Genomic DNA, 24,612 nt, shown 5'->3' with positions numbered 1-24,612 from the left:
TTTGCTGCACCGCAGCGCTTGAGCGGCCGAATGAACAGTTCCGACACGCATGATCTCGGCCCCGGCCTCACCCTGCTGATGGCCGCGGCCTGCGGGCTGATGGTCGCCAATCTCTATTATGCGCAGACGCTGATCGACGGGATCGGGCCCGATATCGGCCTGTCGCCCTGGATCGCTGGCGCGATCGTCACGCTCACCCAGCTCGGCTACGGCATCGGCCTGGCGCTGATCGTGCCGCTGTCGGACCTGTACGAGAACAAGCGGCTGATCCTGCTCTCCACCGCAGGCGCGATCCTGGGCTGCCTGGGCATCGCCTTCGCGCGCGGACCGGAGGTGTTCCTCGTCGCATCCTTGCTCACGGGTATCTGCTCGGTCGGTGCGCAGATCCTCGTGCCGATGGCCGCGCATCTGAGCAGCGAGCAGCGCCAGGGCCGCACGATCGGGCTGGTGATGAGCGGGCTGCTGACCGGCATCATGCTCGCCCGCCCCTTTGCCAGCTTCGTCGCCGAGATCGCCGGTTGGCGCGCCGTGTTCTTTCTCTCCGCCGGGATCCTGACCGCCACCGGTGCCGCGCTCTGGCTGTGGTTGCCCAGCCGCCGGCCCAAGGCGGGGCTGCACTATCGCGCGATCCTCGCTTCGCTGCTCGCGCTGCTCCGCCAGCATGGCCAGCTCCGCCTGCGCGCCTTCTACCAGGCGCTGCTGTTCCTTGCGTTCAACCTGTTCTGGACGGTGGCGCCACTCGTCCTGATCCACCGCTTCCACCTCGGCCATGGCGGCGTCGCGCTGTTTGCGCTGGCCGGTGCCGGCGGCGCGCTGGCGGCACCCATCGCCGGGCACCTTGCCGACAAGGGCAAGGCGAAGCTCACGACGGCCTGTGCGATGGCACTGCTCGCATTTTCCTTCCTCGCCGCCGATTGGGTGGTCGCGCTGGGCAGCGTGATCGCCTTCGCCGTGACCGCGGTGCTGATCGACGCGGCGGTGCAGCTCAACCAGATCTCCGGCCAGCGGATCATCTTCGGTCTCGATCCGCACGCCCGCGGCCGGATCAACGCGATCTACATGACGATCATCTTCGTCGTCGGCGCGCTCGGCTCGGTGATCGGCACCGCCAGCTACGAAAGCGGCGGCTGGTCGCTCACGGCGCTGATCGGCGCCGGCATCGGTGCGCTGTGCCTCGTCGTGTTCGGCTTGATGGACCGCAAGCCCCGCACTTGACGCCCTTTCCGCCCCGCGACACCCTGCCTGCCGGCACTGTTGCGGGGCAATGCCATGAAGGGGCGATCTTCGCGCCGCCGCGCCTCGCTGCGCTAGCGCCATAGCGGGAGCATCCAATGACGATCGACCGACGCCGTTTTCTGGAAGGCGCCGCAGGCTTGGGCGCACTGGGTTTTGCCGGCATCCCCGGCCGCGCCCGGGCTGATAACCCGATCGTCCCCGGCTGGTATGCCGATCCGGAGATTCACATCTTCGACGGCCGGTACTGGATCTATCCCACGCTATCTGCCGACGGCTCCGGGCCGATGCCGGCCAATCGCTTCACACCGTGGCAGGTGGCGCAGCGCCGCAACCCGAAGATCTGGGCGCCGTTCCTGCACCAGACCCAGCTCGACGCCTTTTCCTCGCCCGACCTCGTTCACTGGACGCGCCATCCGCGAATCCTCGACGTCGAGCATGTCTCCTGGGCGGCCTATGCGATGTGGGCGCCCTCGGTGCTTCAACACAAGGGGCGCTATTTCCTGTTCTTCGGCGCCAACGACATCAAGAACGACAACCAACTGGGAGGCATCGGCGTCGCGGTGGGCGACCGACCCCAGGGCCCGTTCCGCGATGCGATCGGCAAGCCGCTGATCGGCCGGATCGTGAACGGCGCGCAGCCGATCGACCAGATGGCGTTCAAGGACGATGATGGGTCGCTCTACCTCTATTATGGCGGCTGGCAGCACTGCAATGTCGCCCGCCTGAACGACAGCCTGACCGGGCTCGTGCCGCACGCCGACGGCACGATATTCAAGGCGATCACCCCCTCTCCCGACTATGTCGAGGGGCCGTACATGCTGAAGCGCCACGGCATCTATTATCTGATGTGGTCCGAAGGCGAATGGACCGGGCCGGACTACCGCGTCGCCTATGCCACCGGCGCCTCCCCGATCGGCCCCTTCACCCCGCGCGGGGTGGTGCTCCAGCAGGACGACAGCATCGCCCGCGGTGCCGGCCACAATTCGGTGATCAACATCCCCGGCACCGATGACTGGTACATCTGCTATCATCGCCGCCCGATCGGCGACACCGACGGCAATCATCGCCAGCTGGCGATCGAACGCATGATCTTTCGCGAGGACGGCAGCATCGCGCCGGTGCGGATCACGCGCGAAGGCGTGACGCCGCGCCCGCTTGGCCGCCGTTGACGGGTCCGATCAGCTTGCCTTGATCTCCTTGCCGTCCTTGTCGAAATAGCGGTGCTGCACCGGCTTGCCCTGCATCGGATCGGTCTCGGCACGCACCAGCAGCACCTTGCCGCCCTGCTTCGCGCTCCATTCGGCCAACTCCCGGCTCACCACCTTGCAGCCGACGCACCAGGTCGCCCAATAGTCGATCACGATGATCCGCCGGTCGCCGCGGAGCTGGGGCAGCGCCGCGCGGCCGTCGCGCGTCTCGAGCGCGCGCAGGCTTTCGGTCAGGCTCGGCCCGGCGATCGTCTTGCCGCCGCGCAGCGCCGCGGCGACCTGGGGCACGATCGCTCCCGGCTTGCCGCCGCCGAAATTGCGCAGGAGCAGCCGGCCCCGCCCGTCATAGACGCGGACCTCGGGCAGGCGGATCTGGCCGCCGGACCTAACCACGGCGGCACGTGCAGCCTCGGTCCAGCGCGTATCGAGCGTTGGAGACCCCGCCGGCGCAGCGGCAGGGGCGAGCAGCAACAAGGGAAGCAGGAAAAGGGTACGCATGAAAACTCCGGGGAAGAACGTTTACAACTGTAGTCGTAACGATCTTTCCCGGAGCTGAACGGATCAGCGCGCCAGCGCGGCGACCCCCGGAAGTTCCTTGCCTTCCATCCATTCGAGGAAGGCGCCGCCCGCGGTCGAGACGAAGGTGAAGTCGCCCGAGACGCCGGCCTGGTTGAGCGCGGCCACCGTGTCGCCGCCACCAGCGACCGAGACGAGCTGGCCTTCCTTGGTCAGCGCCGCGGCGGTCTTCGCCAGCGACACCGTCGCGGTGTCGAACGGCGGCGTCTCGAACGCGCCGAGCGGACCGTTCCACACCAGAGTGCGGCAGGTCTTGAGCACGTCGGCAAGGGCTTCGGTCGCCGCCGGGCCGATGTCGAGGATCATCTCGTCGGCCGCGACTTCGTGGACGTTGACGGTGCGCAGGCTCGGCGGGTTGGCGGCAAACTCCTTCGCCACCACCACGTCATAGGGCAGGTGCACGGTGCAGTTGGCGCGATCGGCCGCATCGAGGATCTCCTCGGCGGTGCCGGTAAGGTCGTGCTCGCACAGCGACTTGCCCACGTCGACGCCGCGCGCGGCAAGAAAGGTGTTGGCCATGCCGCCGCCGATGATCAGGTGATCGACCTTGTCGACCAGATGCTTGAGCACGTCGAGCTTGGTCGAGACCTTGGCCCCGCCGACCACGGCCGCCACCGGCTGCTGCGGCGTTCCCAGCGCCTTCTCCAGCGCATCGAGCTCGGCTTCCATCTGGCGCCCGGCAAAGGCGGGCAGCTTGTGCGCCAGCCCCTCGGTCGAGGCATGCGCACGGTGCGCGGCCGAGAAGGCGTCGTTGACGTACAGGTCGCCGAGCGCGGCAAGCGAAGCGATCGCCTCAGGGGTGTTCTTCTCCTCGCCTGGATCGAAGCGCGTGTTCTCGAGCAGCGCGATGTCGCCCTCACCCATCGCCTCAATCGCCTCGGCGGCGCCATCGGTATCGATGAAGCGCACTTCGCGGCCCAGCACATGGCTGAACGGCTGGGTGACGAGCGACAGGCTCATCTCCGGATTGCGCTGCCCCTTGGGGCGCCCGAAATGCGCGAGGACCACGACCTTGGCGCCCTTGTCCGCCAGCTCGGCGACGGTCTGCACCGCGGCGCGCAGGCGCGTGTCGTCGGTCACCTGGCCATCGGCCATCGGCACGTTCAGGTCCTCGCGGACCAGCACGCGCTTGCCGGCGATGTCGCCCATGTCGTCGAGCGTCTTGAAGGGGCGGGTCATGTGCTTCCTCAAAATGTGCCGCCCGCTCCAATTCCGTCATCCCGGCGAAAGCCGGGATCTCAGGAGGTGGAGCGAGCAGTTTGCCTCACGAGATCCCGACTTTCGTCGGGATGACGGTTCAGCCCAGCTTCGCCATCGCGCCGGCGGTATCCACCATGCGGTTCGAGAAGCCCCATTCATTGTCGTACCAGCTGACGACGCGCACCAGCTTGCCGTCGATCACCGCGGTCTCGAGGCTATCGACGGTCGACGAGGCCGAGGTGTGGACGATGTCGATCGAGACGAGCGGCTCGTCCGAATACCAGAGGATGCCCTTGAGCGGACCGCTCTCCGAGGCGGCCTTCAGCACCGAATTGACTTCCTCGACGGTGGTGTCGCGGGCCGGGGTGAAGGTCAGGTCGACAAGGCTGCCGTCCGGAACCGGAACGCGGATCGCCGAGCCGTCCAGCTTGCCCTTCAGCTCGGGCAGCACCTCGGCCACGGCCCGGGCGGCGCCGGTGGTGGTCGGGATGATGCTCATCGCCGCGGCGCGCGCGCGGCGCAGGTCCGGGTGGATCTGATCGAGGATCTTCTGGTCGTTGGTATAGGCGTGGACCGTGGTCATCAGCCCGCGCTCGATGCCGATCGCGTCGTTGAGGACCTTGGCGACCGGCGCCAGGCAGTTGGTGGTGCACGACGCGTTCGAGACGATCGTGTGGCCGGCCTCGAGCTTGTCGTTGTTCACGCCGAACACGACGGTCAGGTCGGCATTCTTGCCCGGGGCCGAGATCAGCACCTTCTTGGCGCCGGCATCGATGTGCTTCTGGGCCGAAGCGCGATCGGTGAAGAAGCCGGTGCACTCGAGCACCAGCTCGACGCCGTTGGCGGCGTGCGGCAGGTTGGCGGGGTCGCGCTCCTTGGTCACCTTGATGCGCTTGCCGTCGATGATCAGGTCATCGCCCTCGGCCGAGACGGTGCCCGGATACTTGCCGTGCACGCTGTCGCGCGAGAACAGCCAGGCGTTCGACTTGGCGTCCGCGAGATCGTTGATCGTGACCAGCTCGAGCCCGCTGTCGGGACGCTCCAGGATCGCGCGCGCGACCAGCCGACCGATACGCCCGAACCCGTTGATCGCAACCTTCGTCATGCCTGTTCTCCGTTCAACTTCTCGATGATCTGCGGCACGATGGCTCCCGCAGTGAGCCCGAAATGTTCGTAGAGCTTCAGATAGGGACCCGAGGCGCCAAATCCATCCACGCCGAAGTTTAGCCCGTCCAAGCCGGTGTATCGCTCCCAACCGAGTGTCGTGCCGGCCTCGATCGAGACCTTGAGCGCATGCGCCGGCAGCAGGTCACGCTTGTACTGCACATCCTGCGCGTCGAAGCGCTCCCAGCACGGCATCGAGACGACATCGGCACCGATGCCCTGGGCTTCCAGTTCGTCGCGCACCGCCACCGCGATCTCGACTTCCGACCCGCTGGCGATCAGCACCACTTGGCGCGGGGCCTCGGCCTCGCGGATCGCATAGCCGCCGCGCGCCGAGCGGTTCTCGCCCGCCTCGAGCCGCAGCTGCGGCAGGTTCTGGCGGCTGAGCGCAAGCAGGCCCGGGCCGTCCGCCTTCTGCAGCGCCAGCTCCCAGCATTCCGCGGTCTCGACCACGTCGCACGGGCGATAGACGTCGAGGTTGGGGATCAGGCGCAGGCTGGTCAGGTGCTCCACCGGCTGGTGGGTCGGGCCGTCCTCGCCGAGGCCGATCGAGTCGTGCGTCATCACATAGACGACGCGCGCCTGCTGCAGCGCCGAGAGCCGGATCGCCGCGCGGGCATAGTCCGCGAACACCAGGAAGGTGCCGCCATAGGGGATGACGCCGCCGTGCAGCGCCATGCCGTTCATCGCCGCCGACATGCCGAACTCGCGGATGCCGTAATAGACGTAGCGGCTGGCGTAATTGTCGGCGTTGAACGCGCCCAGGCCCTTGGTCAGCGTGTTGTTCGAGCCGGTCAGGTCGGCCGAGCCGCCGACGGTGTCGGGGATCTGCGCGTTGATCGCCTCGAGCGCCATTTCGCTCGCCTTGCGGGTCGCGACCTTCTGCGGCGCGTCGATCAGGCCCTGGATATGGTCCGCCATCGAGAACCAGGCCGGCAGCTCGCCGCGCATCCGGCGCTCGAACTCGGCGCGGTCTTCATGCGCCTCGAGGCGCTGCTTCCATTCGGCGTGCGGCGCGGCGCCGCGCTTGCCGGCTTCGAGCCAGGCTTCGCGAATGTCCGCCGGGACCTCGAACGCCGGGTGGTTCCAGCCCAGCGACTCGCGGGCGGCAGCCACCTCGTCCGCGCCCAGCGGCGAACCATGGACCTTGGACGAGCCCTGCTTGTTCGGCGCGCCCTTGCCGATCACCGTGCGGCACTTGACCAGCGACGGCAGGTCGCTGGCGAGCGCTTCGTCGATCGCGCGGGCGATATCGGCCTGGTCATGGCCGTCACATTCGACGACCTGCCAGCCCGAGGCACGGTAGCGCGCGGGGATGTCCTCGCTCGACGAGAGCGAGACTGCGCCGTCGATCGTGATCTTGTTGTCGTCCCACAGCACGATCAGCTTGCCGAGCTTCAGATGCCCGGCCAGGCCGACCGCCTCGTGGTTGATGCCTTCCATCAGGCATCCGTCGCCGGCGATCACCCAGGTGCGGTGGTCGACCAGGTCGTCGCCATAGACAGCGTTGAGGTGGCGCTCGGCGGCGGCGAAGCCGACTGCCATGGCGAAACCCTGGCCGAGCGGGCCGGTGGTGCATTCCACGCCTTCCAGCTCGAAATTCTCGGGATGCCCGGCACAGGGGCTGCCGATCTGGCGGAAGTCCTTGATGTCCTGCAGCGTCGGACGGGCATAGCCGGTCAGGTGCAGCAGCGAATATTGCAGCATCGAGCCATGGCCGGCCGAGAGCACGAAGCGATCGCGGTCCGCCCATTTGGGATCGGCCGGATCGAACTTCAGATAGTTCTGGAACAGCACGGTGGCGACGTCGGCCATGCCCATCGGCATGCCGGGATGGCCCGAATTGGCCGCCTCCACGGCGTCCATCGACAATGCCCGGATGGCATTGGCGCAATCGGTGAAGCTTGCGGTCACTTGGAGTCCCCTGATGCTGGCGCGCACGCCTTTGGTGCCCTTGGGGGCCCACGTCAACCGGCTCCAACCCCGGAATCGGGCTGGCGCCGCCTTGGTACGCCTTGTCGAACCCGCAATGAAACCGGTGCCATTCGGGGTTGCTTGGTTCGGACGGGGTGCGTAACGCTTGGATATGGCAAGTACGCCCGCCGATCGTATCGAACAGGCCCTCGTCCGCATCGAGAAAGCCGCCGCAGCGCGGGCCTATGCCTGCGAACGGATCACCCAGCGCCACGCCAAGCTCCGCTCGCGGATCGAGGATGCGGTGTCGTCGCTCGACGCGCTGATCGCGCGCGAAGCCCGCGGTGAGGAAGACTGATGGCGGATATCGACATCTCGATCGCCGGCCGCAGCTATACCGTCGCCGCGCGCGAGGGCGACGAGGCGCATCTCCGTCACCTCGAATCCATCCTCCAGAGCCATGCCGACACCGCGCTGCGCGCCTCGGGCGGGCTCAATGCCGAGCGTACGCTCGTCTATCTCGCGTTGATCCTCGCCGACCTGCTCGACGAAACCGAGCGCAACCCGCCGGAGGGTGTCTCCCCGGTGCTGCTCGAACGCATCGCCGACCGGCTCGAAGCCGTGGCCGCGGCGCTGGAAGAGGATGCCAGCGAGGCCTGATCCAAGCCGTCATCCCCTCTCCTGCGTCATCCCGACGAAAGTCGGGATCTCAGGCGATGGCGCGGGACAAGAGCCGCGCGAGATCCCGGCTTTCGCCGGGATGACGAATTTGGCGCAAGCCGTTGCTAACGCGACCTTCAACGCCTACATCCCTCCGCGGCGGAACTGCCCGGCACGAGCCGTTGCAATTATCCCTGAGGCTATTCATCATCCATGGGGGCTGTCCCTGTGCGGATCCTGGTCCGCGGCATATGGTCCCCACCTGACGTAACGGGCGTCAGTGGATATTCAGGCAAACGACCCATGGTGGTTCCGCTACCGCTCCCGTAAAGGCAAGGCATGATCGACAAGCTTGCCCTCCGCGCCCAGCTTCGTGCCGAGCGCGACGCCTTCGCGATCGAAGCGAGCGAGGCGATCCTCGCGCCCGATCGCTATCTCGAGCACCTCCAGCCCGGCATGACGGTCGCCACCTATGTCGCGATCGGCAGCGAGGCCGATCCCACGCAGCTCGCCGCCGCCGCGGCCGAGCGCAGCTGCACGCTCGCCCTCCCCTTCGTCATCGGCCGGGCCGAGCCGATCCGCTTCCTCGTCTGGGAAATGGGCGAACCCCTGGTCGACGGCCCCTTCGGCCTGCGCCAGCCCCGCCCGGAGAGCCCCGAGGTCGCGCCCGACGTGATCCTCACCCCGCTGGTCGGCTTCGACGCGCGGCTGAACCGGCTTGGCCAGGGCGCCGCCCATTATGACCGCGCCTTCGCCCGCTATCCCGATGCCTGGCGCGTCGGCGTCGCCTGGTCGGTGCAGGAAGTGCCGGCGATCCCGTCGGACATCTGGGACGTGCCGCTCCACGCGGTGATCACCGAAAAGGGCATGACATGGCATCAGGGGGCGTGAAGCCGAGCTGGCGCAAGCCTGCCGGCGCGCTGGGGATCATTGCCTGGATCTTCCTCTGGGTGATCCTGGTCGCCAGCTTCTCGGGCTGGATCGGTCGTCTCCCCGTGCTTGCCCAGCTGCCGATCTACATCTTCACCGGCGTGATCTGGGTGCTGCCGCTGGGCGGCGCACTGCGCTGGATGGAAACCGGCCGCTGGCGGTCCACCCCCCGTGGCCGGCCTACGCCATAATATTCAGTAGCGCCCCCTGCGGCGATGGGGCTCATTCCAGAAATAGCGGATGGGCCGCCAGCAGGCGCGCAGCACGCTGGCGACGATACCTGCCACAAGGAGCACCAGCCAGGTCGGCAAGCTCACCGGGAGCAGGAGGATGAAGGCGCGGCGGATGTTCCGGGGCCAGTAGAGCGGCCGGAACATGAAAAAGGGAAGGTCGGGGAGCTGACGAATTGACTGCCAACCAACGCCGAACCCCATCACGCCACCCTTCACTACGCCGAAAAAACATCATACCAGAAAATTCGAAAGTCGAATATCCGGTTTTTGAATTTTGGACAACGGCCTCTCGTGGGGTTCGCCGGAGAAGCTGAAACAATGCCGAATTCAATATTTTCCACGGGACACCATGAACTCGTGCAGATCATTGCAGATGCACGCAAACAGGCGGGCCTTACCCAGCTCGAATTTGCCGAGAAGCTGGGTCGCAGCCAGAGCTATGTAAGCAACATCGAGCGTGGTCAGCGCCGCGTAGATCTGCTCGAATTCTATGCGATCTGCGTGGTGCTGCAGCTCGATCCCGTTGAAATGTTCCGGGAAACGGTACGGCGCATCGAAGCCTATCGCAGCAGCCAGCAGGTCACTGCCTGGCGCGCCTGAAGCAATTTCGAGGCCTGTAGCAATTTCAAGGAAACCGGGCGCAGCGCTGGCGCCCGCCGAATCGCGCATTCCCGAAAATCTATTTCACGGTGGGGAGAATGCGCCTGCCCTGAAAGGCGTGGCGCGAGTGACGGGGCTCGAACCCGCGACCTCCGGCGTGACAGGCCGGCGCTCTAACCAACTGAGCTACACCCGCAATACGCACATTGAGAACTGGCCGACCCCGGCAGATATCGACCCATCCGGCGCCTGTATGTGGCGCCTTTCCAGGCCGTTCTATGGGGAATGGCGCGAGTGACGGGGCTCGAACCCGCGACCTCCGGCGTGACAGGCCGGCGCTCTAACCAACTGAGCTACACCCGCTCTCTCGAAGCGAGGAGGCGGGCACTAGACGCGGCTTTCGGGGGTGTCAACCGGATTGGTCGCGACTTTTTCGCTGCAGCGGCCGATTATCCACAGGATCGCTCACCAAGGTGCCGTGCTCGAACAGGAAACCCGCAATATCGGGCTTGCCCGCGGCGTTGAGCACGGTCTGGATGATGATCAGCAGCGGCACCGCCAGCAATGCGCCGGTGGTACCCCACACCCAGCCCCAGAAGCTCAGCGAGATCAGGATCATGATCGGGCTGATCGTCAGCCGGTGCCCCACGATCAACGGAGTGACCACGTTCGCCTCCACCAGGTGGCAGGCGATCATCACGATCGGCGGCACGAACGCCCAGCCCAGGTCCGGGAAGGTCATCAGCCCGCCCATGGCGAGCAGCAGCGCCGCGAAGACCGGTCCGAAATAGGGGATGTAGTTGAGCAGGGTCACGATGCCGCCCCACATCAGCGGCGTCGGCATGCCGATCATCCAGAGCACCCCGGCGACGATCAGCCCCAGCGTGAGGTTGATCAGCGTGATCGTGCCCAGATAGGCCGAGGTATCGTCGACCACGTCCTGGATCACCCGCGCGGTCGCCATCGCGCCGCCGAAGCTCGAGCGGCTGGTGATCGCGTTGCGGCGCAGCCGCGTCCAGCCCGAGAGGAAGAAATAGATGACGAGGATGGCGAAGAACATCTCGACCAGCGCCGACGGCGCGGAGGTGGCGAACAGGTCGATCAGCGAGCGCGGCGGCGCTGCCGCCATCACCTCGGGCTGCTTCATCGGCGCCGATGCGAAGTTCATCACGGTCTTGTTCACGAACGAATCGAGGTTCGAATAGAACTCGATAAGCGGCTTCAGATTCTCCTGGATCTGCGGGATCTTCGCCGGCAGGTCGCGGATCCACTGCCAGGCCGGCACCACGATCGAAGCCAGTGCGACGTTCGCCGCGATCAGGAACAGCAGCACGCAGATGAAGGCGGCGACGGGCGCCGGCAGCCGGTGCCGCTCCAGCCATTCGAGCAGCGGCACCAGCGCGATCGCGATCACCAGCGCAGTGGTGAGCGGCAGGAAGAACACCGCCCCCGCCTGCAACGCAAAAGGCAAGGCGAGCAGCAGGCCGATGCCCGCAATCAGCGCCAGCGCGGCCATCAGCCGGTCGCGCTTCTGGCCGTCGCCCAGGCTTTCCTGCCTCGACGGGCCGAGCAGCGGCGCGCGCGCAGGCCCCGTCGCCCCGCCTTCGCCTTCAGGCTCCCCGTCGATGATACCAGTCTTTTCGTTCACGTCCGCCCTTCCCTCGCTGCAGCCACCCTAGGGCGCGCGAGTCTCCGGGGCAACGGCGTCATATGGCCTTGGGGGGCGGGCCGAGTATCGGCGCATAATCCTCGACATCGCCCAGTGCCGCCTTCCACCGCGCATTGTCGATAAGCGTGGTCCGCGCGACCTTGAGCTTGCCGCAGCCGGGCAGCGAGCGCAGGGCAAGCTTCACCCCATCAGCCAGCCCTTCCGACAACCAGGGATTGAGCACGATCCGCGTGATCCAGGCGCGCTTTATCGGCACATGATGGATCCGCGGCGGGCTTTCCGCGCGGCATTCATGGATCAGCCGGAATTCCTGCTCGTCGCGATAGCCCCAGCGCTTGAGGAACGGCAAATCCTCAAGCGCCAGCGAGCGCCGCGCTCGCAGCTTCTCGATCGTCACATATTCCATGTCGCGCCAGTAATAGCTGTCATCGTCCAAAAGCGCGCCGAGCAGTGCGCCCCGATCGAACTCGACGCACACGCCTTCATTGCTCCCGGCGAACACCTGCCAGTGATGATAGGTCTCTGGCGCCTGCGTAAAGCAGGCCGCGAAGAGCCGGGTGGCGCCGCGCTGCCTGCCATATTCGCTGAGAAAGGCGACATCGTTGGTGTCGGTCCAACTGGCGGGATTGAGCAGCGCCAGTCGCTCGTTCACCAGCATGTCGATCGCCGCGACCAGCGGCGTGAAGCGCTTCAGGACATTGGGCTGCTTGCTCGTCATGCAGATCGCCTAGCACGCTACGTTGCGCATTTCCTGCCAAACGCTAGCCTCCCGCCATGGGCGAGAACATCCTGGTCCTCGACGAGGGCACCACTTCCACCCGCGCGATGCTGTTCGCGCCGTCGGGCAAGTGCCTGGCGAGCCACAGCGCCGAGCTGACCCAGCATTATCCCGGCCCCGGCCTGGTCGAGCATGATGCGAACGAGATCTGGAAGCGCACGCTCGAATGCGCCTCGGCGATGGTGCGAGAGGCGGGCGGCCCCGAGCACGTCGCCGCGATCGGCATCACCAACCAGCGCGAGACGATCGTCTTCTGGGACAAGTCGACCGGCGAGCCGCTCGCCCCCGCGATCGTCTGGCAGGATCGCCGCTCGGCCGCGATGTGCCGCGCCTGGCGCGATGCCGGCGAGGAGCCCGGTGTCCAGGCGCGCACCGGGTTGCTGCTCGATCCCTATTTCTCCGGCACCAAGATCGCCTGGGCGATGCAGCACTGGCCGCAGTTGAAGGGCGTCGGCGATCGGCTGGCGATCGGTACTATCGAGAGCTGGCTGGTGTGGAAGCTCACCGGCGGCCTCCACATCACCGATGCCACCAACGCTTCGCGCACCCTGCTGATGGGCCTGGGCTCGGGCGGGTGGAGCGACGGGCTGCTCGAGATGTTCTCCGCCCCGCGTGACGCGCTGCCCGAGATCGTCGACTGCGCGGGCAAGTTCGGCACGACCAAGGTCTTTGGCGGCGAGATTGCGATCTGCGGCCTGGCGGGCGACCAGCAGGCCGCGACGATCGGCCAGGCCTGTCTCGAGCGCGGCGACACCAAGGCGACCTATGGCACCGGCGCCTTCGTCCTCACCAACGCCGGCACCGCCCCGCCCAGCTCGAAGAACCGCCTGCTCGCCACCGTGCTCTGGCAGCTCGGCGGGCGGCGCACCTACGCGATCGAGGGATCGGTGTTCGTCGCCGGCAGCCTCGTCCAGTGGCTGCGCGATTCGGTGCAGCTGATCGGCACGGCGCAGGAAACCGAGGCGCTGGCCCGTTCGGTGGAGGACAATGGCGGCGTCTATCTCGTCCCCGCCCTGTCCGGCCTCGGCGCACCCTGGTGGCAGCCCGAGGCGCGCGCGTCGATCTCCGGGCTCAGCTTCTCGGCCACCCGCGCCCATATCGTCCGCGCCGCGCTCGAAGCGATGGCGCACCAGAGCCACGACCTTAAGACCGCCTTCGCCGCCGACGGCGCCGACTGGTCGCGCCTGCGGGTCGATGGCGGCATGGTCACCAACGACTGGATCGCCCAGGACCTGGCCGACATCCTCGCCATCCCGGTCGACCGCCCCGACTTCGCCGAGACCACCGCGCTCGGCGCCGCAATGCTGGCAGGCATCGGCTGCGGGATGTTCCGCGGCCTCGAGGACGCCGCAGCGATGCGCGGCGCAGGGCTGACGTTCGAACCGAAGCTGGAGGATGGCGCACGCAAGGCCCGCCTCCTCGGCTGGCGCAACGCTGTCACCTCGGTCGTCACCCCCGCGAAAGCGGGGGCCCATCTTCCGGACTGACCAGAGGCAGAACGGCGATATGGCAGGCTACACCTACATCATCGCCAACCGAAAGAACGGCGCGCTCTACACCGGCGTCACTGCCGAAATGTCCCGCCGGGCGCTCGACCACCGCGAAGGAGCTGGCAGCAAGTTCGCCGCTAGGTACGGCATCTACCGACTGGTCTATGTCGAATTCCACGACGAGATCGACAACGCGATCCTCCGCGAGAAGCGGATCACGAAATGGCGCAGGGCGTGGAAGATCGCGCTGATCGAGGAGAGCAATCCCGACTGGCGCGATCTGTTCTTTGACCTGAATTGCTGATGCGCGCCGTTACCCGCGAGCCAATCCGTCACCCCGGCGAAAGCCGGGGCCCATCTCGTAGGCTATCCCATCGCACAACGGCTGTGATTGCTGCGCGCGAGGGAGATGGGTCCCCGCTTTCGCGGGGATGACGAAAGGGGAGTTACGCCGCCTCCCCCACGAACAGCTCGCGAAGATCCTTCTTCAGGATCTTGCCATTGGCGTTCCGCGGCAGGGTGTCGCCGACGAAGCGGATCTGCACCGGCACCTTGAACGCCGCGAGGCGCTCGCGGACAAAGGCCTGCAGGTCTTCCTGCGTCGCGCTCGCGCCCGTGGCCATATGGACCACCGCCACCGGCTCCTCGCCCAGCGTCTTGTGCGGCACGCCGATCAGCGCGGCGTCCATCACGCCCGGGAAGGCGTAGAGAACATCCTCCACCTCGCTCGAATAGATGTTCTCGCCGCCACGGATGATGATGTCCTTGGCGCGGTCGACGATGTAGAGGAAACCGTCCTCGTCGAGCTTGGCCAGGTCGCCGGTGCGCACCCAGCCGTCGACGAAGGTCTCCGCCGTCGCCTCGGGCTTGTTCCAATAGCCCTTCACGATCATCGGCCCCTTGGCCCACAGCTCGCCCACTTCCCCGATCGGAAGCTCGCGGTCGCCCTCCACGCTCATGATCTTGAGGTCTGCGGTCGCTACCGGCTGCCCCGCGCTGGTCGGGCGGCTCAGATAGTCCTCGCCGCTATGCTGCGTCACCGTCGCCATCGTCTCGGTCATGCCCCAGCCATTGCCGGGCAGCGCACCGAACTCCTCGTAGATGCGCTTGACCAGTTCGGGCGCCGAGGGCGCGCCGCCATAGGAGATCGCCTCGAGGCTGGAGAGGTCGTACTGGTCGCGCGCCGGATGCTCGAGCAGCTGCCAGGCGATCGTCGGCACGCCGCCGGTGAAGGTCACCTTCTCGTCCTGGATCACCCCCATCGCCTTTTCGGCGTCCCAGCGACGCATGAACACGATCGTCTGGCCGGTGGCGATGCCGCCCATCAGCGCCGCGCTGCACGCCGTGACGTGGAACAGCGGAATGACCAGCAGGCCCACCTTGTGCGGGATCACCGCCGGCGGCATCTCGCCCCGGCGCAGCATCGCGCGGGCAGCACTATAGCCGCTCGACAGGATGTTGGTGCAGATGTTGCGGTGCGTGCCCAGCGCCCCCTTGGGGTTGCCGGTGGTGCCGCTGGTGTAGAAGATCGTCGCATCGTCCTCGGGCGTCACCGCCACCTGCGGGAATGGGATGTCGGGCAGGCTCGCCCAGTCGTGCCGCGTGCCGATCAGCACCTCGAGCCGGCTCACCGTCCCGCCCAGCTCCTCGCTGCAACGGCTCACCACCACCCGCTCCAGGTCGGGCAGATGGTCGTAGCAGTCCTTGAGCCGCGCATGGCGCTCGGCATCGACGAACAGCACCTTCGCGCCCGAATCCTTCAGGCCATATTCGAGCTCGCCGCCGGTCCACCAGGCGTTGAGCGGCACGATGATCGCGCCCAGGCTGGTCGCCGCGAAGAAGATCGTCGGCCATTCGGGCAGATTGCGCATCGCCAGCGCAACGCGGTCGCCCTTCGCAACGCCCATCTCGCTCAGCCGCTGCGCCAGGTGGCACACCGCGCGGTAGTTCGCCTCATAGGTGACGCGCTCGTCCTCGTAGATGGTGAAGACGCGGTCGCCATAGAGGCGCGAGAGCTGCTGGAGCACGCCCAGCGTCGGCGGCGCGTTCTTCCATACCCGCGTCGGCACCCCGCGAATGTCGATCTCGTCCATCTCGAAACGCTGCCCCGGGGCAGTCAGCAACGCCTTGACTTGCTCCAGCGGCATCGCGGGCCAATTGGGGTCCAGCGGCACGATCGGTTCGGGGGCCAAGGCGATTCTCTCCAGATGATGTGCGTCATGTTTCTAGAATGTTGGGTTTGGCATCGGATGCCGTACCGTAAACAACGTTAGTGTTGATTCATCGCGCGCTCAAGGCAATAGGGGAACCGCGTCCGTAAGAAGATGCGAGTCACCGGTTTCGAATGAGAGGTATGCCAGCCGCATGAAACTTGCCAAGCCCGAAAACCATGGTTTCGATGCGGCCCGGCTGGCGCGGATCGATCCCTATCTGAAGACCCGCTATCTTGACTCGGGCAAGCTGCCCCATGTCCAGCTGCTGATCGCGCGGAACGGCGAGATCGTGCATTTCTCGAGCCAGGGCGCCGCGCGCGAAGGCGGCGCGCCGGTCGACGAGACGACGATCTTCCGCATCGCCTCGATGACCAAGCCGGTCACCAGCCTCGCCTTCATGATGCTGCTTGAGGAAGGCCTGGTCGGGCTCGACACCCCCGTCCACCACGTCCTGCCCGAGCTCAAGAATCTCGGCGTGTTCAAGGCGGGCGGCGGTGGCGTCCCCTATCAGACCACGCCGCTCGCCGAGCCGATGCGGATGATCGATCTGCTCCGCCACACTTCGGGCTTCACCTACAGCTTCCAGAACCGCACCAATGTCGATGCCGCCTATCGCGCGGGCAAGATCGAGGATTGGCACGGCAATCTCGATCTCGACGGCTTCATCGCCGCGCTGGGCGAGATCCCGCTCGAATTCTCGCCAGGCACCGAATGGAACTACTCGGTCTCGACCGATGTGCTCGGCGCGGTGGTCGAGCGCGTCTCGGGTATGAAGCTCGGCGCCTTTTTCGAGCAGCGCATCTTCGCGCCTCTCGGCATGCACGATACTGGCTTCACCGTCCCCGCCGACAAGACCGATCGCCTCGCCGATTGCTGGGCGATGGTTCAGGGCAAGGGCCGGGTGATGTACGATCGCGGCGCCGAAAGCGCCTGGTCGCGCGAGCCGCGCCTCGTCTCGGGCGGCGGCGGCCTGGTCTCGACCGCGCTCGACTATCACCGCCTCTGCACCTTCTTCCTGAACAAGGGCGAGCTGGGCGGCACCCGCCTGGTCAGCCGCAAGACCGTCGACCTGATGACGGTCAACCACCTGCCCGGCGGCTCGGACCTGCACGCCATGTCGCAGTCGCTGTTCAGCGAGACCACCAATGCCGGCGCCGGCTTCGGCCTGGGCTTCGCGATCACCATGGATCCGGTCAAGGCGATGATCCCGGGCTCGCCGGGCGAATATTATTGGGGCGGGATGTTCTCGACCTCGTTCTTCATCGATCCCGTTGAGCAGCTCTCGATGGTCTTCATGACGCAGCTTTCCCCGTCGATGCTCTACCCGATCCGGCGCGAGCTGAAGACGCTGATCTATTCGGCACTGGCGGACTGATGCCCGCCGCCGCCCACCCCTTCTTCGTCACCCCCGCGAAAGCGGGGGCCCATCTCCTGAACGGGGCCCGCGCACGACAGCTGTCGTATTGTGTGGCTATCGCACGAGATGGGTCCCCGCTTTCGCGGGGATGACGGTTGTTGTTCAAATGGAGACGAAAATGACCTCCCCCATCACCACCACCCGCCAGGGCGACGTCCTGATCATCACCTCGGACAATCCGCCGGTGAACGCGCTCGGCGCAGCGGTCCGCCAGGGCATCCAGGCCGGCATCGAGGAAGCCAAGGGCGACGACAGCATCAAGGCGGTGGTCATCACCTGCGCCGGCAAGACCTTCTTCGCGGGTGCCGACATCACCGAGTTCGGCAAGCCGATGCAGGAACCCTCGCTTCCCGTGCTGGTCGACGCGATTGAGGCACTCGACAAGCCGGTGATCGCCGCCGTCCACGGCACCGCGCTCGGCGGCGGCTGCGAAGTCGCGCTCGCCTCGCACTATCGCATCGCCGTGCCCTCGGCGAAGTTCGGCCTGCCCGAAGTCAAGCTCGGCATCCTGCCCGGCGCCGGCGGCACCCAGCGCATGCCGCGCGTCGCGGGCGTCGAGGTCGCGCTCGAAATGGCGGTGAAGGGCGATCCGATCCCGGCCGAGCAGGCCAAGGCCGCCGGCCTGGTCGATCGTCTCGCGACCGAGGGCAATCTCGTCGCCGACGCGGTCGCCTTTGCGAACGAAGTGATCGGCAAGCCGGTCTCGCGTTCCTCCGAGCGCCCGATCTCCGTCGATCCCGCGGTGTTCGAGGCCTTCCGCAAGGCCAATGGCAAGCGCATCCGCGGCCAGGACGCGCCGAACACGATCATCGACCTGATCGAGCAGACCGCCGGCAAGCCCTATGCCGAGGGCGTCCAGGCCGAGCGCATGGGCTTCATGAAGCTGATCATGGGCACCCAGTCCGCCGCGCTGCGCCACATCTTCTTCGCCGAGCGCAAGGCCGCGAAGATCGACGGCGTGGCCGAGGACATCGCGCTGCTCGAAATCAAGCGCGTCGGCGTGATTGGCGCCGGCACGATGGGCGGCGGCATCTCGATGAACTTCCTGTCGGCCGGCGTGCCGGTGACCATCGTCGAGATGGCGCAGGAAGCGCTCGATCGCGGCACCGGCGTGATCCGCAAGAATTACGAGGCGACCGCCGCCAAGGGCCGCATGACCGCCGAGCAGGTGGAAGGCGCGATGGGCCTGCTCAACCCGACGCTCGATTTCGACGCGCTTGGCGAGTGCGACCTCATCATCGAGGCCGTCTATGAGAATATGGACGTCAAGAAGGACATCTTCGGCAAGCTGGATAAGATCGCCAAGCCGGGCGCCATCCTCGCCTCGAACACCAGCTATCTGAACATCGACGAGATCGCCGCCGTGACGGGCCGCCCGCAGGACGTGCTCGGGCTGCACTTCTTCTCGCCCGCCAACGTGATGAAGCTGCTCGAGATCGTCCGCGGCGCCAAGACCGCCGACGACGTGCTCGCCACCGCAATGGCGATCTCGAAGAAGATCAAGAAGGTCGCCGTCATCGCCGGCGTCTGCTACGGCTTCATCGGCAATCGCATGCTGATGCCGCGCCAGGTCGAGGCCAACAAGATGCTGCTCGAAGGCGCCACGCCCGAGCAGATCGACAAGGTCCATGTCGCCTTCGGCATGCCGATGGGTCCGTTCCAGATGGCCGATCTCGCCGGCGTCGACATCGGCTGGCACCGCGATCCGAACCGGATCGAGAATATCCGCGACGCGCTCGCCGCCGAGGGCCGCTGGGGCCAGAAGAAGAGCGCCGGCTTCTACGATTATGACGAGAAGCGCCAGCCTTCGAACAGCCCCCGCGTCGCCGAGCTGATCGCCGAGTGGCGCGAGAAGCTGAACGTGCCCGCACACGAGATCACCGAGGAGGAGATCGTCGTCCGCACGCTCTACACCATGGTCAACGAAGGCGCGCTGATCCTCGCCGAGAAGATGGCCCAGCGCGCGTCGGACATCGATGTGGTGTGGGTCTATGGCTATGGCTGGCCCCCGTATCGCGGCGGCCCGATGTTCTGGGCCGACACCGAGGGCCTGGCGAAGATCGTCGCCGGCCTCGAGAAATACGGCTTCGAAGTCGCCCCGCTGCTCCGCGAGAAGGCGGAGAAGGGCGAGAAGTTCAATAAGTGAAGTAACTTAAATCCTCCCCCGGAGGGGGAGGTGGCAGCCGAAGGCTGACGGAGGGGTAGCTCACCACAAGCGGCAAAGCCCGCGGAGACTACCCCTCCACCGCTTCGCGGTCCCCCTCCCCCTCCGGGGGAGGATCTGGAGAGGAAAATGACCGAAGCACTCGACCAATTCCGCGCCGAAACCCGCGCCTGGCTGGAGGAAAACTGCCCGGCCGAGATGCGCACGCCGCCCAAATCCGAGAAGGACGCCACCTGGGGCGGCCGTCACCCGGAATATGCGCATCCCGATCAGAAGCTCTGGATGGACCGGATGGGCGCGCGCGGCTGGACGGTGCCGGACTGGCCGAAACAATATGGCGGCGGCGGCCTCAGCCCGGCCGAGACCAAGATCCTCCGCGAGGAGCTCAAGCGCATCAAGGCGCGCAACCCGCTCAACAGCTTCGGCATCTCGATGCTCGGGCCGGCGCTGCTGAAATACGGCACCGAGGAGCAGAAGCGCGAGCATCTGCCGAAGATCGCCCGCGGCGAGATCCGCTGGTGCCAGGGCTATTCCGAGCCCAACGCCGGCTCCGACCTCGCCGGCCTCCAGACCTCGGCGGAGGACAAGGGCGACCATTTCCTCGTCAACGGCCAGAAGGTCTGGACCAGCTATGCCGACAAGGCCGACTGGATCTTCTGCCTCGTCCGTACCGACAAGAGCGTGAAGCAGGCCGGCATCAGCTTCCTCTTGTTCGACATGGCCTCGCCCGGCGTCTCGACCAAGCCGATCCTGCTGATCAGCGGCAACTCGCCCTTCTGTGAGACCTTCTTCGACAATGTCGAAGTGCCCAAGGCGAACCTGCTCGGCACGCTCAACAAGGGCTGGGATGTCGCCAAGTACCTGCTCGGCCATGAGCGCGAGATGATCTCGGGCTTCGGCCTCGGCGGCAGCGGCAAGGACCCGCTGGTCGAGGCCGCCCGCGCCGGCGTGGATCCGATCCTGCGCGCCCAGATCGCGCTGTTCCAGGTCCGCGCCAAGGCGTTCGCGGCGATGTCCGAGAAGTTCATCGACGAGCTCAAGGCCGGCCGGGCGCACCCTGCCCAGCCCTCGATGATGAAGTACTATGGCACCGAGCTGAACAAGACCCGCCACGAGCTGCAGATGGCCGCAGGCGGCAGCGACGCGCTCGAATGGGAAAGCGACGCCAGCGCGCACGGCGCCGCCCCGCGCGCCTGGCTGCGCACCAAGGCCAACTCGATCGAAGGCGGCACCAGCGAGATCCAGCTCAACATCATCGCCAAGCGGATCCTGGATTTGCCATCCTGATCGTCATCCCGGCGAAAGCCGGGATCTCAGGCGGCAAGCGAACGACATTTGGCACGAGATCCCGGCTTTCGCCGGGATGACGGAGTGAAAAATGCCCCTCTACCTCAACGACGACCAGACCATGCTCCGCGACACCGCGAAGGACTTCGTCGCCTCGGAAGCCCCGGTCAGCCATATGCGCGCGCTCCGCGACGCCGACGATGCCACCGGCTTCTCGCGCCCGTTGTGGAAGCAGTTCGCCGAGATGGGCTTCACCGGCATCCTGATCCCCGAAGCCGATGGCGGCCTTGGCCTGGGCCATGTCGAGGCGGGCGTGGTGCTCGAGGAGATCGGCCGCAACCTCTCGCCCTCCCCCTTCCTCGCCACTGCGGTCGCCGCGGTCGAGGCACTGAGGGGCACTGCCGCCGCCGCGATATGGTATCCCGGTATCCTCGCCGGCGAGACCGTCGCCGCGCTCGCGATCGACGAGGGCGCCAAGCACAACGCCAAGATCGAAATGCGGGCCGAGCGCGCCGGCAACGGCTTCCGCCTTACCGGCGCCAAGCAGTTCGTCACCCATGGCCATGTCGCCGACCTGCTGATCGTCGCCGCAAAGACCGACAACGGCACCACCCTGTTCGCCGTTCCCAGCGACGCCGATGGCCTCACCGCCACGCCCGAGCGCCTGGCGGACTCGAGCATCGCCGCCCGCCTCCAGTTCGACGGCGTCGAAGTCGATGGCGATGCGGTGATCGGCGAAGTCGACCAGGGCGACGCCCCCCTCGCCCGCCTGCTCGCCGCAGGCCGCACCGGCGCGGCGGCGGAGATGGTCGGCGTCGGCGGCGGGGCAATGGACATGACCATGTCCTATCTCAAGGAGCGCAAGCAGTTCGGCGTCGCGATCGGCAGCTTCCAGGCGCTCCAGCACCGCGCGGCGCATCTCTACAGCGAGATGGAAGTCGCCCGCGCCGCTATGCTCAAGGCCCAGCAGCTGCTCGACGCCGGGCAGGACGCGGCAGAGGCCGTCGCCGTCGCCAAGGCGATGACCGGCCTTGCCACCACGCTTGCGGTGCAGGAAGGCGTCCAGATGCACGGGGGCATCGGCATGACCGACGAGTTCGACATCGGCTTCTTCATGAAGCGCGCCCGCGTCCTCGCCGAGATGTTCGGCGACAGCAACTTCCACGTCAACGCGCTGGCGGAAGCGGCGGGATATTGATGCGCTCACGCTGCGTTCCTTTGTTCGTCATCCCCGCGAAGGCGGGGATCCATTCAATACCGACGGCGGTAATGGATCCCCGCCTTCGCGGGGATGACGGAGTATTGGCGCATGACTGACACCCCCGAACGCGCCACCGAACCCGCCGCCCTGGTCGACCAGCTCACCGCGCTGCTCGATGTCGAGCGCATCGACACCGATCTCTATCGCGGCCCGCGCCAGCCCGGCGGGGTCGGCCGCGTGTTCGGCGGCCAGGTCGTCGCCCAGGCGCTCCAGGCGGCGCAACGCTCGGTCGAGGACGGCAAGACCGCGCATTCGCTCCACGCCTATTTCATGCGCCCGGGCGACGAGAACCACCCGATCATCTACCGCGTGGTCCGCGATTTCGACGGGCGCAGCTTCGCCAATCGCCGGGTCATCGCGATGCAGGGCGGCCAGCCCATCCTCAACATGACTGCGAGCTTCCAGTCGGCGGCCGATGGCCTGCACCACCAGTTCGACATGCCCGACGTGCCCGATCCGGACAGCCTGGTCTCCGAGCGCGACCTGCGCGAGGCGATCCGCGACGAGGTGCCGGAGAAGTTCCGCCGCTTCTTCCTGCGCGCCCGCCCGATCGAGATCCGCCCGGTCAATCCGCGCAACTGGTTCAAGCCGGTGGCGCAGGAGCCCGTCCAGCACAGCTGGTTCCGCGTCGTCGCGCCCTTGCCCGACGATCCCGCGCTCCACCGCGCGATGCTCACCTACGCCACCGACATGACGCTGCTCGGCACCTGCATGCTCCCGCACGGCGTCAGCTGGATGACCGGCGGTGTGCAGACCGCCAGCCTCGATCACGCCGTCTGGCTGCACGAGCCGTTCCGCTTCGACGAATGGCTGCTCTACACCACCGACAGCCCCTGGGCCGGCCATGCCCGCGGCTTCAACCGCGGCCGCATCTACAGCCGCGACGGCCGCCTGGTCGCCAGCGTCGCGCAGGAAGGGCTGATCCGCGTCAAGGAATAGGCGCGCGCCGGCCGCCCTCAGAACGCCGGCTTGCCGAATTCCTGGCGGGTCACCGGATGGCTCGACGAGAGCCCGCCATCCACCACCCAGGCCTGGCCGTTGACATAGCTCGCCGCGTCCGATGCCAGGAACAGCGCCACCCGCGCGATCTCGGCGGGCACGCCGGCGCGGCGCAGCGGGTTGAGCCGCCCGAGCTTGTCTTCCTTGCCCGTCTCGCGCGCATAGTCGAACGCGCGCTGGGTCATGCCCGTCTCGATCAGACCCGGGCAGATCGCATTGACCCGCACGCCCGATCCGGCGAACTGCTGTGCGGCGGTCTGCACCAGGTTGATCACCCCGGCCTTGCTCGCCGAATAGGCCGGGCCGCCCGCGCCCGAGCGCAGCCCCGCAACGCTCGCCGTGCAGATAATCGCGCCGCCGCCGCGCTCGACGATGCGCGGCCCCGCATGCTTGATCGCCAGCGCCGGCCCGATCAGGTTGACCCGCAGCACCTCGGTCCACAGCTCCACCGGCGTGTCGAAGATGCCCGTCGCGCCGCCCGAGATGCCGGCATTGGCGTAGAAGATGTCGAGCCCCCCGAACGTGTCGACGGCGGTGGCGATCACCCGCTCGACATCGGCCTCGTCGCCGGCATCCATATGCACGGCGATCATGTTCTCGCGGCCGGCGACGGTCTCGTCCACGGCCTCGCTCAAATCGGCCGCGATCACCTTCGCGCCCGATTCCGCGAACGCCCGCGCCGTCGCCCGCCCGATCCCCGAGCCGGCGCCGGTGACGATCGCAACCTTGCCTTCGAACTGCATATTTCCTCCTCGTCATCCCGGCGAAAGCCGGGATTTCGTGCCGCATGCGCAGCGCTACCGCCTGAGACCCCGGCGTGCGCCGGGGTGACGGCTAAACTCAGATCGTCACGCCCCCGTCGATCACCATTGCCTGCCCGGTCATGAACGCGCTGGCCCGGCTCGCCAGATACACCACCGCGCCGGCAATCTCCTCCGGCTCGCCGATCCGGCGCAAGGGCGTCGTGGCATTGGTCGCCTTGATCCGTTCGGGATCTTCCCACAGCGCCCGGGCGAAATCGGTCCGCACCAGCCCCGGCGCGATGCAGTTCACCCGCACATTGTCCGGCCCGAACTCCACCGCATAGTTGCGCGCCAGCTGCAGGTCGGCCGCCTTGGAGACGTTGTACGCCCCGATCACCGGCGATCCGCGCAGCCCGCCGATCGAGGAGACGATCACGATCGAGCCCTCGCGCCGCGCACGCATCTCCGGCGCCACCATCTGGATCAGCCAGTGGTTGGAGAGGATGTTGTTGTCGAGGATCTTGCGGAACTGGTCGTCGGCGATCCCCTCCAGCGGCCCGTAATAGGGGTTGGAGGCGGCGTTGCAGACCAGCACGTCCACGCGGCCGAACACGCGCCGCGTCTCCTCGACCAGATGCCGCAGCGCGTCCTTGTCCGAGATGCTCGCCGCCACCGCCAGCGCCGTGCCTTCGCCGTGCCTGGCGTCGATCGCCGCCGCCACCGCGTCGCACGCATCCTGCTTGCGGCTCGAGATCACCACCTTCGCGCCCGCATCCGCCAGCGCCTCGGCCGAAGCCTTGCCGATCCCCCGCGAGGATCCCGTGACGATCGCCACCTTGCCGCTCAGGTCGAAAAGTCCCGTCATATCTG

The 24,612-nt window shown here is 66.9% G+C and carries 24 protein-coding genes and 2 tRNA genes; 14 read left to right on the top strand and 12 right to left on the bottom strand.

Annotated features, from left to right (window positions below):
- The first annotated feature begins 30 nt into the window (after positions 1 to 30).
- A complete protein-coding gene (locus P6144_RS03820) occupies positions 31 to 1,215 on the top strand; it encodes an MFS transporter (protein WP_277766377.1) in 1,185 nt (394 codons plus the stop codon).
- A 116-nt stretch (positions 1,216 to 1,331) separates the two neighbouring features.
- A complete protein-coding gene (locus tag P6144_RS03815) occupies positions 1,332 to 2,405 on the top strand; it encodes a glycoside hydrolase family 43 protein (protein WP_277766376.1) in 1,074 nt (357 codons plus the stop codon).
- 9 nt (positions 2,406 to 2,414) lie between these two features.
- Here the strand turns inward: P6144_RS03815 and P6144_RS03810 are convergent, their stop codons facing one another.
- The 4 genes from P6144_RS03810 to tkt form a co-directional block, all read right to left on the bottom strand.
- Positions 2,415 to 2,942 carry a thioredoxin domain-containing protein gene (locus tag P6144_RS03810; RefSeq protein ID WP_277766375.1) on the bottom strand — a complete coding sequence of 176 codons (528 nt, stop codon included), beginning with the start codon at positions 2,940 to 2,942 and terminating at the stop codon, positions 2,415 to 2,417.
- A gap of 63 nt (positions 2,943 to 3,005) precedes the next feature.
- The gene (locus tag P6144_RS03805) at positions 3,006 to 4,199 is read right to left on the bottom strand and encodes a phosphoglycerate kinase (RefSeq protein WP_277766374.1); all 1,194 of its coding nucleotides are present in this window, start codon (positions 4,197 to 4,199) and stop codon (positions 3,006 to 3,008) included.
- Positions 4,200 to 4,317: 118 nt separating this feature from the next.
- On the bottom strand, positions 4,318 to 5,325 hold the full coding sequence (gap, locus tag P6144_RS03800) for a type I glyceraldehyde-3-phosphate dehydrogenase (protein WP_277766373.1): 1,008 nt from the start codon (positions 5,323 to 5,325) through the stop codon (positions 4,318 to 4,320).
- Entirely contained in the window at positions 5,322 to 7,298 is a 1,977-nt protein-coding gene (gene tkt, locus P6144_RS03795; protein ID WP_277766372.1) for a transketolase, read from the bottom strand. The genes gap and tkt overlap by 4 nt, the downstream gene beginning before the upstream one ends.
- Before the next feature lie 172 nt (positions 7,299 to 7,470).
- Between tkt and P6144_RS03790 the strand changes: the two genes are divergently transcribed.
- The 4 genes from P6144_RS03790 to P6144_RS03775 all read left to right on the top strand — a co-directional run bounded on the left by P6144_RS03790 (position 7,471) and on the right by P6144_RS03775 (position 9,079).
- Positions 7,471 to 7,656: a hypothetical protein gene (locus tag P6144_RS03790; protein ID WP_277766371.1), complete on the top strand. Its 186-nt coding sequence runs from the start codon at positions 7,471 to 7,473 to the stop codon at positions 7,654 to 7,656.
- Entirely contained in the window at positions 7,656 to 7,958 is a 303-nt protein-coding gene (locus P6144_RS03785) for a cell division protein ZapA (protein ID WP_277766370.1), read from the top strand. Before P6144_RS03790 ends, P6144_RS03785 begins: the two co-directional genes overlap by 1 nt.
- 339 nt (positions 7,959 to 8,297) lie before the next feature.
- Entirely contained in the window at positions 8,298 to 8,849 is a 552-nt protein-coding gene (locus P6144_RS03780) for a 5-formyltetrahydrofolate cyclo-ligase (protein WP_277766369.1), read from the top strand.
- A complete protein-coding gene (locus P6144_RS03775) occupies positions 8,831 to 9,079 on the top strand; it encodes a DUF2842 domain-containing protein (RefSeq protein WP_277766368.1) in 249 nt (82 codons plus the stop codon). Before P6144_RS03780 ends, P6144_RS03775 begins: the two co-directional genes overlap by 19 nt.
- Positions 9,080 to 9,082: 3 nt before the next feature.
- Here the strand turns inward: P6144_RS03775 and P6144_RS03770 are convergent, their stop codons facing one another.
- Positions 9,083 to 9,337 (bottom strand): hypothetical protein, encoded by a 255-nt coding sequence (locus P6144_RS03770; RefSeq protein ID WP_277766367.1) that lies wholly within the window; start codon positions 9,335 to 9,337, stop codon positions 9,083 to 9,085.
- A gap of 141 nt (positions 9,338 to 9,478) precedes the next feature.
- On the opposite strand from P6144_RS03770, the gene P6144_RS03765 reads away from it, so the two are divergent.
- The gene (locus tag P6144_RS03765; RefSeq protein WP_277766366.1) at positions 9,479 to 9,721 is read left to right on the top strand and encodes a helix-turn-helix transcriptional regulator; all 243 of its coding nucleotides are present in this window, start codon (positions 9,479 to 9,481) and stop codon (positions 9,719 to 9,721) included.
- 119 nt (positions 9,722 to 9,840) lie between these two features.
- Here the strand turns inward: P6144_RS03765 and P6144_RS03760 are convergent.
- The 4 genes from P6144_RS03760 to P6144_RS03745 form a co-directional block, all read right to left on the bottom strand.
- Positions 9,841 to 9,917 (bottom strand) — tRNA-Asp (locus P6144_RS03760).
- A gap of 90 nt (positions 9,918 to 10,007) precedes the next feature.
- Positions 10,008 to 10,084, bottom strand: a tRNA-Asp gene (locus P6144_RS03755).
- 46 nt (positions 10,085 to 10,130) lie between these two features.
- Positions 10,131 to 11,237 (bottom strand): AI-2E family transporter, encoded by a 1,107-nt coding sequence (locus P6144_RS03750; protein WP_277766772.1) that lies wholly within the window; start codon positions 11,235 to 11,237, stop codon positions 10,131 to 10,133.
- Between the two features lie 190 nt (positions 11,238 to 11,427).
- Positions 11,428 to 12,108: a DUF2971 domain-containing protein gene (locus P6144_RS03745; RefSeq protein WP_277766365.1), complete on the bottom strand. Its 681-nt coding sequence runs from the start codon at positions 12,106 to 12,108 to the stop codon at positions 11,428 to 11,430.
- Between the two features lie 56 nt (positions 12,109 to 12,164).
- Here P6144_RS03745 and P6144_RS03740 point away from each other — a divergent pair, with 56 nt between their 5' ends.
- Both P6144_RS03740 and P6144_RS03735 read left to right on the top strand, forming a co-directional pair.
- Entirely contained in the window at positions 12,165 to 13,655 is a 1,491-nt protein-coding gene (locus tag P6144_RS03740; RefSeq protein WP_277766364.1) for a glycerol kinase, read from the top strand.
- A gap of 19 nt (positions 13,656 to 13,674) precedes the next feature.
- Positions 13,675 to 13,962 (top strand): GIY-YIG nuclease family protein, encoded by a 288-nt coding sequence (locus P6144_RS03735; protein ID WP_277766363.1) that lies wholly within the window; start codon positions 13,675 to 13,677, stop codon positions 13,960 to 13,962.
- A gap of 142 nt (positions 13,963 to 14,104) precedes the next feature.
- Here the strand turns inward: P6144_RS03735 and P6144_RS03730 are convergent, their stop codons facing one another.
- A complete protein-coding gene (locus tag P6144_RS03730) occupies positions 14,105 to 15,805 on the bottom strand; it encodes a class I adenylate-forming enzyme family protein (protein WP_277766771.1) in 1,701 nt (566 codons plus the stop codon).
- Positions 15,806 to 16,022: 217 nt separating this feature from the next.
- On the opposite strand from P6144_RS03730, the gene P6144_RS03725 reads away from it, so the two are divergent.
- From P6144_RS03725 to P6144_RS03705, 5 genes are all read left to right on the top strand, one after another.
- Complete coding sequence (locus P6144_RS03725; protein WP_277766362.1) at positions 16,023 to 17,246, top strand: serine hydrolase domain-containing protein; 1,224 nt, start codon at positions 16,023 to 16,025, stop codon at positions 17,244 to 17,246.
- Between the two features lie 160 nt (positions 17,247 to 17,406).
- Complete coding sequence (locus P6144_RS03720; protein ID WP_277766361.1) at positions 17,407 to 19,434, top strand: 3-hydroxyacyl-CoA dehydrogenase NAD-binding domain-containing protein; 2,028 nt, start codon at positions 17,407 to 17,409, stop codon at positions 19,432 to 19,434.
- 147 nt (positions 19,435 to 19,581) lie between these two features.
- The gene (locus P6144_RS03715) at positions 19,582 to 20,739 is read left to right on the top strand and encodes an acyl-CoA dehydrogenase family protein (protein ID WP_277766360.1); all 1,158 of its coding nucleotides are present in this window, start codon (positions 19,582 to 19,584) and stop codon (positions 20,737 to 20,739) included.
- A 91-nt stretch (positions 20,740 to 20,830) separates the two neighbouring features.
- A complete protein-coding gene (locus P6144_RS03710; protein ID WP_277766359.1) occupies positions 20,831 to 21,937 on the top strand; it encodes an acyl-CoA dehydrogenase family protein in 1,107 nt (368 codons plus the stop codon).
- Positions 21,938 to 22,048: 111 nt separating this feature from the next.
- Entirely contained in the window at positions 22,049 to 22,939 is an 891-nt protein-coding gene (locus P6144_RS03705) for an acyl-CoA thioesterase II (RefSeq protein ID WP_277766358.1), read from the top strand.
- Positions 22,940 to 22,956: 17 nt separating this feature from the next.
- On the opposite strand, the gene P6144_RS03700 is transcribed toward P6144_RS03705, so the two are convergent.
- On the bottom strand, positions 22,957 to 23,742 hold the full coding sequence (locus P6144_RS03700) for an SDR family oxidoreductase (protein WP_277766357.1): 786 nt from the start codon (positions 23,740 to 23,742) through the stop codon (positions 22,957 to 22,959).
- A 97-nt stretch (positions 23,743 to 23,839) separates the two neighbouring features.
- Positions 23,840 to 24,607 (bottom strand): SDR family oxidoreductase, encoded by a 768-nt coding sequence (locus tag P6144_RS03695; protein ID WP_277766356.1) that lies wholly within the window; start codon positions 24,605 to 24,607, stop codon positions 23,840 to 23,842.
- Positions 24,608 to 24,612: the final 5 nt, after the last annotated feature.

It is taken from the genome of Sphingomonas sp. HITSZ_GF (genome assembly GCF_029543155.1).
Taxonomy (GTDB): domain Bacteria; phylum Pseudomonadota; class Alphaproteobacteria; order Sphingomonadales; family Sphingomonadaceae; genus Sphingomonas.
Note: the sequence above shows the minus strand (reverse complement) of the source record. Positions and strands in the feature narration are given on the sequence as shown.